This window comes from Deinococcus aerophilus (assembly GCF_014647075.1).
Lineage (GTDB): Bacteria > Deinococcota > Deinococci > Deinococcales > Deinococcaceae > Deinococcus > Deinococcus aerophilus.
The window spans coordinates 13776-25863 of record NZ_BMOM01000010.1; the positions used below are offsets into that span (position 1 = coordinate 13776).

A 12088-nucleotide genomic window follows, 5' to 3' on the forward strand; every position below is an offset into this window, starting at 1 on the left:
AAAAAACGGACAGGAAGGGTCTCCTGTCCGCCTCTTGCTCAAGGCTGCTCTTACTTGATGTTGCTGTTGATTTCCTGCACGGCCTTGTCCAGAATCTGGCTGTAGTTCTGGTTGGCCTTCTGCACGCTCTGGGCAATCGCGTTGCTCCAGGGGCCCCACACCGCGCCCATCGCCGGAACGTTGGGCATGGGGGTGCCGGCGCTGATGGACTTGCCGAAGCCGGCGACCACCGGGTCACTCTTGAGCTTGGTGCGCGCGCTCAGGCTGACCGGAATGCGGCCCCCGGCCTTGTTGAAGGAGGTCTGCGCGTCCGAGGAGCTGATCTGCTTGGCAAACTGCGCCGCCGCGACCTTGTTCTTGCTGTAGGCGTTGATCATGGTGCCCTGCACGCCGACAAAGGGGCTCCACTTGCCGCTCGCGCCGGGAGGCGTGGGGAAGGCGGCGATGCCGTAGTCGATGCCCGCTTTCTTGATGTCGCCCATGTCCCAAGGACCGGTCAGGAACATCGCCAGGCGGCCGTCGGTGAACGCGCCCTTGGCAACGTCGCCGGACACGCCTTCAGGCACCAAGTTGTACTTGTAGCGCAGGTCGTTCAGGAAGGCGCTGGCCTTGTCTGCTCCCGCGTTTGCCAAGCCAATGTCCTTGGTGTTCAGGGTGCCGTTCGTGTTCTTGAACACGTAGCCGCCGTAGGCGCTGACAATGCCGTAGTTCATGTAGGCGTTGGACAGATCGGCCAGGTAGCCGAACTTGCCGTTGCCGGTGTTGGCCTGCGCGACCTTCAGGAATTCAGCCCAGGTGGTGGGCGCGTTGGGCACCAGCTTCTTGTTGTATACCAGCGCCACGGCTTCCGCGAACATGGGGATGGCGAACAGCTTGCCCTGGTAGGTCATGGCCGACAGCGCGGTCTTGTCCAGGTCGGTCTTGCTCGTGATGTACTTGTCCATCGGCTCGATCACGCCGGCCGAGGCGAGCTGGCCCAGACGGTCCTGCGGTAGGGTCACGACGACATCAGGACCCTGGCCTTTGGGAGCGCTCTGAATCAGCTTGTCCGGAATCTGGTCAAAGGGCACGCTGACGATGGTGGTCTTGTTGCCCTGCTTGTCAAAGGCGGCGGCCTGCTCTTTAAGCCACGTCAGCTCGGCTCCGCCGAAGTGGGTCCAGACGGTGATGTTGGCCGCGGAGGCCTGCCCCAGCAGGGCGAGGGAAAGAATGGTCAAAGCTTTTTTCATAGGGCTCCTTGATCCGAGCGGAGTGAACCGCTTCCAGAAGGTGAGGGGACGAGTCGGCTCCACCGCTCCTGTGACAGGGCAAAAAAGCTGGCCGCATCTGCGGCAGCATTTTATGGCTGAGTTGACTCGATGGTGATTATAGACGGCGCGTGGCCCACTGACAATGTCCAGACCTACGGTCAGCGCTCACGGCGCCGTCAGGAACCCGTCCGGGGAACGTGCCCGGCAGCCCCGAGAAGAAGACTGCCGGCAAAAGTGTGACCCGCCAGCTGACCGACCGGTCAGGCGGCGCGTAGAATCCGGAACATGACGGCCCCCTCCGATTCACGCCGACCTGGCGGCAGCACCAAGGTCATCCTGTTTTTTACCATCTTTATCGCCATGCTGGGCCTGTCGGTGCTGTTTCCGATCCTGGCTCCGCTGGGCCGGCAGCTGGGACTCACGGAGACCCAGGTGGGCTGGTTTTCCACGGCCTACAGCTTGATGCAGTTTGTGTTCTCGCCGGTCTGGGGGTCGCGCAGCGAGCAGGTGGGGCGCAAACCGGTGCTGCTGCTGGGTCTGGTGGGCTTCTCGCTGAGCTTCGGGATCTTCGGGCTGGTGGCGGCGCTGGGGATACAGGGACTGGTCACCGGCACGGCACTGTTCGCGCTGCTCATCGCCGCCCGCGTGGTGGGCGGTATTCTGAGCAGCGCCACGCTGCCCACCGCCCAGGCGATGATGGCCGACCTGAGTAACGAGCAGGACCGCGCTGCCAGCCTGGGGCTGATCGGTGCGGCGTTCGGGCTGGGTGTCGTCTTCGGTCCGGCACTGGGTGGACTGCTCAGCACCATCAGCCTGACGGCCCCCATCTTCTTCTCGGCGGGCCTGGGGCTGCTCACCGCCGCCTTCGCCTTCTTCGTCCTGCCCGAGACCCGCCGCCACGACCACAATCCCATGCAGACGGGAGACCGGCGCGCCCTGCTCACGCGCGGAGCCATTCCGCTGTTCCTCGCCATCAGCGCACTGTCCACGCTGGCGAGTGTGGGCATGGAGCAGACCATCGGTTTCTACGTGCAGGACACGCTGAACCTTCGTCCCGGCGAGACGGCCAGAACGGTGGGGGGCATGCTCGCAGTGTTCGGCATCGTGGCCGCGCTGGTGCAGGGCGGCGCGATCCGGCCCCTGAGCAAGAGGGTGGCCCCGCCGGTGCTGATCAGCGTGGGGCTGGCCGTGATGGCGGCGGGCATGTTCCTGCTGCCCCAGATGCGTACCTACTGGCCCATCACCCTGGCCCTGGCCGTGATCGGCGTGGGCAGCGCTGTCCTGAGCCCCAGCCTGAGCGCCGCCCTGAGCCTGAGCGTGTCGGGCGACCAGCAGGGCGCGGTGGCGGGCCTCAACAGCAGCGCGCTGGCCCTGGGCCGCATGACCGGTCCCCTGATCGGGACCGGGCTGTACCAGCACGCCAGCCACGGCGCGCCGTACCTGCTGAGCGGCACGGTGCTGGCCCTGCTGCTGGCGTGGACCCTGACGGCGCGGCCCCGCATCGGCCAGCCGAGTGAAGCGGTGGGCAGCGGCTGAGTTCCGCAGCGCGGAGCGGGGAGCCGGCGGTAAGCAGCCCTGGCTCCCCTTCTGTTCACGCCGGACCCCGTATGCTGGCGCGGATGACCGAGTTTTCCCGTTCTTCCCGTGCCCAGCATCCCCCCGATCCCTTCAACCCAGCCCGCGAGGTCGCCGTGCGGGTGCTGCTGCGGGTGCTGGCCGGCGACACCTTCGCTGCTCCCGCGCTGGACAGCGCGCTGAATTCGGCGCGCCTGCCCGGGCGCGATTCGGGGCTGGCGACCCATATCGTGTACGGCACCCTGCGCCATCTGCCCAGCCTGGAAGCGGCCCTGGCACCCATGCTGAGCGGCGACACCCACCCCAAGACGCGCGCCGTGCTGCTCGCCGGGGCCTTCGAGAAACTGCACCTGGACACGCCACCACACGCGGTGGTCAGCGAGTACGTGAACCTGGCGCGCGGCGCGCGGCTGGCCCCGTCCGGGCTGGTGAACGCCGTGCTGCGCCGGATCGAGGCCGTGGCCCCCGGCGAGCTCACCCACACCGAGATGGCTCCGTGGCTGGCCGACGCCTACCGCGCCGCGTACGGGGAGCAGGCGGCCTCCATCTTTGCTGATCTGCTGACCCCACAGCCGCTGTGGCTCAGCCTGTCAGAGCGCGGAGCGCAGGCGCTGGAGGCCGAGGGCAGCGCAGTCACCCCCGGACCACAGGGCATGGACCGGGTGGAACTGTCGCGCCCGCTGCGTGAAACCGAAGCGTTCGGGCAGGGCTGGGCGCAGCCCATCAACCCGGCCAGCCTGGCCTGTGTGGACGCGCTGGGCGATGTCAACGGTGTGCCGGTGCTGGACCTCGCCGGCGGCGCGGGCATCAAGGCGGCCATGCTCGCCGCGCGCGGAGCGTCCGTCACCAGCGTGGACGTGCTCGCCCGCAAGCACGACAGCGCCCGTGCCAACCTGAAACGCCTGGGGCTGCGCGCCGACTTTGTGACGCACGATCTGAGCGCACCCGTGGACCTGCCGCCCGTCTCGCACGTGCTGCTGGACGCCCCGTGTACCGGCAGCGGCACCCTGCGCAGCCACCCGGAAATCAAGCTGCGGCTGACGCCACAGGCGGTGACGGCGGCGGCGCAGTTGCAGGCACAGATGTTGCCCCACGCCGCCGCGCTGGTGCAGCCGGGCGGCACCCTGGTCTACTCGGTGTGCTCGGTGCTGCCCCAGGAAGGAGCCGAGGTGGTGGCCCGGTTTCTGGATGGCCATCCGGAGTTCACGCCGGAAAGCATCCCCGAGGTCGAGGTGCCGCATGTTCCTGCAGGCCCCGGTCTGCTGACGGTGCCGGTAGACGGCATTGACGGCTTTTTCATCGCCCGCCTGCGCCGCCGGCAGGAAGGGTAAGACTGTTTCGGGCCACAGCTTCCCGAATCCCCAACACAGACGGGGTGCCCTGGATTTACACCCAGGGCACCCCGCCGCTGTTGGTCTCAGCCCTGCTGAATGTTCAGCGCGGCGTCCAGCGCCACCTCGATCATCTGATCGAAGGTCTGCTGCCGCTCCTCCGCCGTCGTCTCCTCACGGGTGACCAGATGGTCACTGATGGTCAGGACGGTCAGTGCCCGCACGCCATGCTTGGCAGCCAGCGTGTACAGCCCGGCGGCCTCCATCTCCACAGCCAGCACGCCGTAATCGGCCCAGATTTTGTACTGGTCGAAGTCGTCGTGGTAGAAGGTGTCGCTGCTCATGATGTTGCCGACGTGTGTGGTGAAGCCGCGCTCGCGCGCGATCTGGTAGGCCGCCATCAGCAGGCCGAAGTCCGCAATGGGCGCGAAGGTCTTCTCGCCAAAGCGGATGCGGTTGATGTTGCTGTCGGTGGAGGCCGCCTGTGCCAGCACGATGTCGCGTACATGCACGTCCGGCTGGTAGCTGCCCGCCGTGCCCACCCGGATCAGGTTCTTGCAGCCGTAGTCGGTGATCAGCTCACTGACATAGATCATGGCGCTGGCAATGCCCATGCCGGTGCCCTGCACGCTGACCTTCTGGCCCTTATAGGTGCCGGTGTAGCCTGACATGCCGCGCACGGTGTTGTGCAGCACGGGATTTTCAAAGAAGGTCTCGGCGATGTGCTGGGCGCGCCGGGGGTCGCCCGGCAACAGGACGGTCTCGGCAATCTGGCCTTTTTCTGCGTTCAGGTGAAGACTCATGCCGCCCAGGCTAGCAGGCCGGGAGCCGTTTACCCAGCCGCCCCCTCGGCCGCAACCCGCGCCCCAACCACAGCTGCCAGGAACCGGGCCGGTTCCAGAGTGACTCCCTGTGCCAGTTCCGCACGCCCGCCTCCCTTGCCTCCGGTCACGGCCAGGGCCGCCCGCAGAATCTCGCCGGCGTGCACCCCGGCCCGTCCGCTCGCCACCCCGCAGCGGCCACCGGGGGCCAGCACCGCCAGCACCGCGCCGTCCGGCACTGCCGCCAGCGCCGGGGCGAGCAGGGCGGGGTCCTCCAGCGTCAGGGTCAGCAGGCCGTGTTCATCCGCCGGGGCGGTGGTCACGCGCACGCGGGCCAGCGTCTCGCGCAGGCGGGCGGTTTCAGCCTTTGTGGCGCCCAGCTCGGCGTTCAGGGCAGCCACCCGGTCCGGAAGTCCCTCCACCGGCACACTGAAGTCCTGGGCCAGGGCGCGGGCCTCCCGATAAACGCCGCCCAGGTACTCGGCCGCCTCCTCACCGGCCATGAAGGTCACGCGGGTCACGCCGCCGCGAATGCGCTCGGTCCGCAGCGCAACCACCGGGGCAGCCAGGCTGGCGTGGGGAACATGCGTGCCGCCACACGCGCTGACATCAAACGGCTGACCGTCCTCCCGGCGGAAGATCACCAGCCGCACCTGCCCGCGCACCTTGGTTTCCCGGCGCAGCGGGTACGCTCCCAGGTGTTCCTCGGGCACGCTGGGCGTTTCCAGGATGAGGCGGGTCCGGGCCAGGGTCTCGCGCAGCAGCTGTTCGGCGGCGCGCACGTCCTTCTCGGTCGGGTCACCGCGCAGGTCCAGGGTGCATTCGGGGCGGGTCATGTTGACCGCCTCCACCGTGAAGGCCGGGCTGATCTGCACGAAGGCCTGCGCCAGCAGATGTTCACCGCTGTGCCGCTGCATGTGCCGCCAGCGCCGCGCGGCGTCCACCACCCCCGTAACTGCGGTGCCGGGAGCGGGAGGTGGACCGCCCAGGCGGTGCCAGATCTCGCCACTGGACTTGTCCTTGCGGGTGTCGGTCACGCTGGCCTCTCCCCCATTCCAGCGCAGCACGCCGTGATCCGCACCCTGGCCGCCGCCCTCCGGGTAGAAGGCGGTGGCGTCCAGCAGGACCTCAGGGTTACCCCCCTCCCCGCGCACCGCCTGCACCTGGGCCCCGAAGCTCAGGCCGACCGCGTCCTCGTGGTAAAGGGCGCGGGTCATGGCCGGGGGGCGTCCACAGCGCGGGCATACCTGATGAGTTGCAGCAGGGCAGCCGTGTTCGAAGGATCGGGGACGGCGTAGCCGTTCACGAAAACGCTGGGGGTACCGTTCAGGCCCAGCCGCCGGGCCTCGGCCAGTCCAGCGTCCACGGCCGCCTTGCCGCCGCGTGTGTTCAGGCAGGTCTTGAAGGGGCCGGCCTTCAGGCCCACGTCGGCAGCCAGGGCCACAAAGGCCCCGGCCGCATTTCCGGTCAGCCAGGAGCGGTCCCGGAACAGGGCGTCTTTGTAGGCCCAGAACTTGCCCTGCTGCCCGGCGCACTCGCTCGCCTCGGCGGCCGGGCGGGCCAGCGCGTGAATGGATTCCAGCGGAAACTGATGAAATTCCACCCGCACGTCGTCTGGCAGGGCGCGCAGCAGGGCGGGCAGGGTCTGGGTTTCAAACCGCTCGCAGTACGGGCACTGAAAATCGCTGTAGACCCGCAGCACCACGGCCGCCGCCTTGCGGGCGGGCAGGGCGTGCGAGGTCGGTGCAAAGTCGGCGGCGGGCACGCGGCTCAGGCCCAGGCCCACGGTCAGGCGTCCACCCACCGTCTTGACGGTGATCTCAAAGGGATCGGCCTCAACTGTTATCCCTTCCGGCAGCTTTGCGGCGACTTCCGGGCGCTTCAGGAAGGACAGCAGCGGTTCGGCCAGCCCGGGCCCGAAACCGCTGAGCAGGCCGGTCAGCTCGGCGGCCCGCGCCGCGCCGGAGCCGCTGGCCGGGGCCACACTGATCGTCGCCCCCGTCAGGTAGCCACTTCGGCTCTGCAGGACGACCCGCGCCCCGTCGGGAAAGGTCAGCGTGCCCGCCGCGTCCGGTTTGACTCCGGCCAGCGCGGGCTCCTTCAGAAAGGGAGCCAGGAGTTGCCCCACCTGTGCTCCCGCGCCGCCCAGGCCCGAGCACGCCAGTCCCGCCGCCAGCGCCAGGGTCCGTCTGTGTCCATTCGCTTTCACCGGGCCATGGTAGGGCAAGGCGGCCCTCAGGCCAGCAGACCCACGGCGTACTCGCCCATCCGGCGGGGAATGTCCACGCCGGTGGTCGCCACGCTGTTCTTGAACTCCATGGTGTGGTTGATCTCGATGATCAGCAGGCCGCGCTGAGGGTCCTCTACCAGATCGATGGCGACAACCTGGCCGTCCACGGCGGCGGCGGCCCGCACCGCCAGATCGGCGAGGTCCGGCGTGACCGGGCAGTTGCTCGCCTTGGCCCCGCGCGCCGTGTTGGTGATCCAGTGCTCGGAGGTGCGGTAGATCGCGCCGATGCACTCGCCGCCAACCACGAAGGCACGGATGTCGCGCCCCGGCTTGGCGATCAGTTCCTGAACGTAGAAGATGCCATGCTGAGGCCCACCCAGCACTTCCTTGTGCTCGATGACCGCCTCGGCAGCGGCGCGGTCGTTCAGGCGGCTGACCATGCGGCCCCATGAGCCGACCGTGGGCTTGAGCACCACCGGGTAGCCCAGGTCTTCGATGAGCGCCAGCGCCGCGTCACCGTCGAAGGCGACCCCGGTGCGCGGAGTGGGCAGGCCCGCGGCGTGCAGGCGGGCATTCGTCGCCAGCTTGTCGCCACACAGTTCGATGACGTGCGCGGGATTGATGACGCGCACGCCAAAGCCTTCCAGGGCGCGGGTGACCGCGTGACCGCGGGTCTGGCTGACGCAGCGTTCCAGCGCGACCTTCCACGGCACCTGGGCCCGCCCGGCGTCGTCGAAGGTGAGCTTGAGCTGCGGCACGTACACCTTGTCGTAGGGCACGCCCAGGGCGTCGAGCGCCTCAAAGAGCATCTTCTCGTCGGGACGGATGCGGTCATACAGCACAGCGAGTTCGGCCATAACAGGTCCTGGGGGCAAGCCGTCAGCATTCAGCGGTCAGGGTGGGCCCCCACGTGGGGGCCGGACGCTGACCGCTGGGTGCCGGTACGGGCTTACTCTCCCCAGTCCTCCGCTTCCTGCGGGGCGGCTTCCAGGCGCGGCGGGTCCACCGAGACAACCTCGTACTCCACGCCGGTCTCGTCGTCAATCACCAGTTCGCCGAGTTCGGGGTTGGTCAGTTCGATGGGTGCGCCGGTATCCGGGTTTTCAAATTGAATTACAGTCATACTTACTCCTTACGTTCGACAGGTTAACGCTTAAATAATCTATCAAACGATATTGACTAGACAGCCGTCCCGTCGTCATCCTCGAATTCCAGCTCGATGTTTGCCCGGCAGTGGGGGCAGGTGACGACACTGACCTCCGAGCCGTCAGTGCCCTGCACGACCGGCGACGCCGCCAGCAGATCCTCGGTGACCTCGAATTCCTCGCCGCAGTTGGGGCAGGTGGTGAGGATGCCCAGCAGCTCCAGCTCGAAGTCCTCCCCGGGACCGTTGTGGGTCACCTCCATCTCGGCATGACACGAATCGCACACAATGACGTCCCCGACCGTCAGCTCGGCGCGGTCCTGCTCCGTGAGTTCCAGCACCTCCGCGCACACGGGGCACTCTATTTCCAGCGTAGTCATGCCCGACAGTTTAAGGGGTTCCCTCGTCGGCGGGACGCTCGCCCGGAAAACGGCCGTGCTTCTTGAAAAAGGCCAGGATGCTGCCCTCGGCCAGCGCCTCGCGCAGGAACTCGGGGGGTGGGGGCAGCTGGAAGGTCTCGCTTCCGCGCGTGAGCACCCCCGAAGCCAGGTCCAGCTGAACCGTGTCGCCGTCCTGCAGCGTATCTGTCAGGTCGGCCTCGAAGGCGGGAATGCCCAGATTCAGCAGATTGCGGTAGTGGATGCGCGCAAAGCTGGGAGCGATGATCGCCCCGACCTGCAGCTTCTTGAGGGCCTGCGGGGCATATTCGCGGCTGGAGCCCAGGCCCCAGTTGCGCCCGCCCACCAGCACATCGCCGGGCTGCACCTGCGCGGCAAACTCGGGCCGCACGTAATGAAACGCGAAGGTCTGGAACACGTCCTCGCCCGCCATGAACGGCGCGAACTTGCCGGGCAGGATGTCGTCGGTGTTCACGCTGTCGCCAAATTTCCAGATTCGGGGCATATTGTTTTTCCTTTCAACCTGAGCGGGCGAATTCGGCGGCCCGCTGCACTTGCCCGGCACTGGGCCGGACGCCGGTATACAGCACGAACTGCTCCAGGGCCTGGCGAGCAGCCACCTCCGCGCCGGTGATGACCTGCTTTCCGGCGGCGCGGCCTGCGCAGATCAGCGGGGTTTCAGTGGGCAGGGCCACCACGTCGAAGATCGTCTCGGCGGCCGCGACCGCCGGCGCCGGAAAGGCCAGCTCCGCCGCTTCGGAGCCACCGGCCATGCCGATGGGCGTCACGTTGATGAGCAGCGCGGGGCGCAGGTCGCCCAGCCCGGCCCGCCAGTCGTAGCCGCAGCCCTGGGCCAGCGCCCGGCCCGCGTGTTCGTTGCGGGCGACAATCACGCCGCGGGTGAATCCGGCGTCCCGGAACGCCGAGGCCACCGCCTTGCCCATGCCGCCGCTGCCGCGCAGCGCGAACGGCGTGTCCGGTGCGAGCCGGTACTCCTCAATCAGCTGGCGGACGGCGAGGTAATCGGTGTTGTAGGCCCGCAGGAATCCGTCATCGTTGACGATGGTGTTCACCGAGCCGATGGCCGCCGCCGAGGGCGTCAGCTCGTCCAGAAACCCGATGCAGGCTTCCTTGAACGGCATGGACACCGCGCAGCCGCGAATGCCCAGCGCCCGCACGCCGCCGATGGCCGCACCGAGGTCGCTGGTGGTGAAGGCCTTGTAGATGAAATCCAGCCCCAGTTCGGCGTACAGAAAGTTGTGAAAGCGGGTGCCAAAATGGCCGGGCCGTCCCGCCAGCGAGATGCACAGCCGGGTGTCCCGGCTGATCGGGCGAGGCCCCGTGGAGGGCGCGCCGCTCACGCCGCCCCCACATCCTCGGGCAGCGCGATCCGGCCCATCACAGCCGTCGCCGCCGCCACCGCCGGGCTGGCCAGGTACACGCGCGCGTCCTTGTCGCCCATGCGCCCGATGAAGTTGCGGTTGGAGGTGGACACGCAGACCTCGCCGGGGGCGAGCACGCCCTGATGCCGGCCCATGCACGGGCCACAGCCGGGGGTGCCCAGCGCCGCGCCCGCCCGCTGCAGGGTCAGCAGCGTACCGTCCTCCATGGCCTGCTCCATCACCTGTGAGCTGGCCGGAATGACCAGCAGGCGGGTGCCGGGACTGACCTTGCGGCCGCGCAGCACCTCGGCGGCGGCGTGCAGGTCTTCCAGGCGGCCGTTCGTACAGGTACCGATAAAGACCTGATCGACCCGCAGGCCACGCAGCTCAGACACGTCGTGCACGTTGTCCACCTCGCTGGGGGCGCTCATGCGGGGATTCAGGACACTCAGGTCGAGTTCGATCTCGCGCACATACGCCGCGCCCTCGTCAGGGTAGACCCATCCAGGCACGTCATACAGGTCCAGAATCTCGCCTCCGGGGACGACCAAGCCGGCCTTCGCACCCGCCTCCACACACAGGTTCGCCAGCGTCATGCGCTCGCCGCGCGTGAAGCGGTCGCCGGCATGCAGCTCGATGCTCTGGTAGGTTGCGCCGTCCGCTCCCAGGACGCGGATCATCTCCAGGGCGGCGTCCTTGGCGCTGACTCCCTGCCTCAACTCACCGGTAAACGTCACCTTGACGCTTTCGGGAACGCGCAGCCAGGTCTTGCCGCTGGCGGCGGCCAGGGCGATGTCGGTGGCCCCCATGCCGGTGCCGAAGGCAGCGACCGCGCCGTAGGTGGTCGAGTGGCTGTCCGAGCCCAGCACGATCCACCCGGGCTGCGCCAGCCCCTCCTCCATCAGCACCTGATGGCAGATGCCGCGCCCCACGTCGAACAGGCGCACGCCCGTTTCGGCGGCGTACTCGCGCGCCTCCTTCTGGGCCTGCGCCACACTGACCGTCGAGGCGGGCGCGACATGGTCCACAACGATGGAGACGCGCTCGGGGTACTTCGGGGTGGCGGCCAGGTCGCGGCGCATCCGCTCAATGAAGCTCTGGGCGATGGAATCCACGACCATCACCTGATCCACGTCCACCACGGCAAGGTCGCCGGCGTATACGGTCTGGGTGCCGCGCCGGGAGAGTATTTTTTCCGCCATGGTCTGCGGGCGGACGACAGCTTCAGTCATGGCTCCATCATGCCGCACCCTTGCCTGGCCGGCGTGAGATTGACTGGATTTTGACACGAATAGTTTTCAACAGAAAAGCTGGCGGCGGGCAATTCAGCGAAGGCCACGCCGCCGGGACCGGGGAGCGCAACTGGAGAACGGCAGGGAATCCGGGGGCGCGTCAGGCACTACTCTGGTGGGCATGGTGAAGCTGGATGAAACCCCCTTGCCCGGCGTGGGCGTGCGCTACGACTTTGATGGGCGCTTTGGCAAGCGCGTGGGCGTGATCACGCACCGCGACGGGCGGCGGGAGCTGTTCGTGTCGCTGCGCGAGGACCCCGATGCCTGCGCCCAGAACATCGTGCTCGCCGAGGACGAGGCCGAGGCGGTCGCCAATCTGCTGGGGGGCAGCGCCGTGACCCGCCGTATGGCCCAGAGCATGCAAGACATTGAGGGGCTGGCCATGGACTGGCTGCCACTGGCCGACACCACTCCCTTTGATGGCAAACCGCTGGGAAGCACCATGCTGCGGACCCGCACGGGCGCGAGCATCGTGGCGATCATGCGCGGAGGCGGCGCGATTCCTGCGCCGGGACCGGAATTCATTCTGCGTGCCGGAGACACGGTGGTGGTTGTCGGGACCGCCGACGGTGTGGTCCACGCCGCCCGGCTGCTGAACGGTGAGCCGCAGCAGAAAGTGACGGGCAGGACATCCTAGATTCCTGGCCAGAGCGTTCGATTCCTTC

At 67.9% G+C, this 12088-nt stretch carries 13 protein-coding genes; 3 read left to right on the forward strand and 10 right to left on the reverse strand.

Annotated elements, in window-relative coordinates; all coding sequences use genetic code 11:
- Window positions 1-50: 50 nt before the first annotated feature.
- Entirely contained in the window at window positions 51-1229 is a 1179-nt protein-coding gene (locus tag IEY21_RS07975; RefSeq protein ID WP_188903170.1) for a sugar ABC transporter substrate-binding protein, read from the reverse strand.
- 306 nt (window positions 1230-1535) lie between these two features.
- On the opposite strand from IEY21_RS07975, the gene IEY21_RS07980 reads away from it, so the two are divergent.
- Window positions 1536-2786 carry an MFS transporter gene (locus IEY21_RS07980; RefSeq protein ID WP_188903173.1) on the forward strand — a complete coding sequence of 417 codons (1251 nt, stop codon included), beginning with the start codon at window positions 1536-1538 and terminating at the stop codon, window positions 2784-2786.
- Between the two features lie 83 nt (window positions 2787-2869).
- On the forward strand, window positions 2870-4156 hold the full coding sequence (locus IEY21_RS07985) for an RsmB/NOP family class I SAM-dependent RNA methyltransferase (protein ID WP_188903175.1): 1287 nt from the start codon (window positions 2870-2872) through the stop codon (window positions 4154-4156).
- 86 nt (window positions 4157-4242) lie between these two features.
- Here the strand turns inward: IEY21_RS07985 and deoD are convergent, their stop codons facing one another.
- The 9 genes from deoD to IEY21_RS08030 form a co-directional block, all read right to left on the reverse strand.
- Entirely contained in the window at window positions 4243-4959 is a 717-nt protein-coding gene (deoD, locus tag IEY21_RS07990; RefSeq protein ID WP_188903177.1) for a purine-nucleoside phosphorylase, read from the reverse strand.
- 29 nt (window positions 4960-4988) lie between these two features.
- On the reverse strand, window positions 4989-6194 hold the full coding sequence (locus IEY21_RS07995; protein WP_188903179.1) for an alanyl-tRNA editing protein: 1206 nt from the start codon (window positions 6192-6194) through the stop codon (window positions 4989-4991).
- Window positions 6191-7186: a DsbA family protein gene (locus IEY21_RS08000; RefSeq protein WP_229752969.1), complete on the reverse strand. Its 996-nt coding sequence runs from the start codon at window positions 7184-7186 to the stop codon at window positions 6191-6193. Before IEY21_RS08000 ends, IEY21_RS07995 begins: the two co-directional genes overlap by 4 nt.
- A 26-nt stretch (window positions 7187-7212) precedes the next feature.
- Window positions 7213-8064, reverse strand: coding sequence for a lysine biosynthesis protein LysX (lysX, locus tag IEY21_RS08005; protein WP_188903181.1), 852 nt, complete (start codon window positions 8062-8064; stop codon window positions 7213-7215).
- A 92-nt stretch (window positions 8065-8156) separates the two neighbouring features.
- Complete coding sequence (lysW, locus tag IEY21_RS08010; protein ID WP_188903183.1) at window positions 8157-8330, reverse strand: lysine biosynthesis protein LysW; 174 nt, start codon at window positions 8328-8330, stop codon at window positions 8157-8159.
- A gap of 56 nt (window positions 8331-8386) precedes the next feature.
- Window positions 8387-8731 carry a zinc ribbon domain-containing protein gene (locus tag IEY21_RS08015; RefSeq protein WP_188903185.1) on the reverse strand — a complete coding sequence of 115 codons (345 nt, stop codon included), beginning with the start codon at window positions 8729-8731 and terminating at the stop codon, window positions 8387-8389.
- A 10-nt stretch (window positions 8732-8741) separates the two neighbouring features.
- On the reverse strand, window positions 8742-9254 hold the full coding sequence (locus IEY21_RS08020) for a LeuD/DmdB family oxidoreductase small subunit (RefSeq protein WP_188903187.1): 513 nt from the start codon (window positions 9252-9254) through the stop codon (window positions 8742-8744).
- Between the two features lie 13 nt (window positions 9255-9267).
- The gene (locus IEY21_RS08025; RefSeq protein ID WP_229752970.1) at window positions 9268-10110 is read right to left on the reverse strand and encodes a shikimate 5-dehydrogenase; all 843 of its coding nucleotides are present in this window, start codon (window positions 10108-10110) and stop codon (window positions 9268-9270) included.
- Window positions 10107-11363 carry a homoaconitate hydratase family protein gene (locus IEY21_RS08030; protein WP_188903189.1) on the reverse strand — a complete coding sequence of 419 codons (1257 nt, stop codon included), beginning with the start codon at window positions 11361-11363 and terminating at the stop codon, window positions 10107-10109. Before IEY21_RS08030 ends, IEY21_RS08025 begins: the two co-directional genes overlap by 4 nt.
- Window positions 11364-11544: 181 nt before the next feature.
- Here IEY21_RS08030 and IEY21_RS08035 point away from each other — a divergent pair, with 181 nt between their 5' ends.
- A complete protein-coding gene (locus tag IEY21_RS08035; RefSeq protein WP_188903191.1) occupies window positions 11545-12060 on the forward strand; it encodes a cation:proton antiporter regulatory subunit in 516 nt (171 codons plus the stop codon).
- The last annotated feature ends 28 nt before the right edge of the window (window positions 12061-12088 follow it).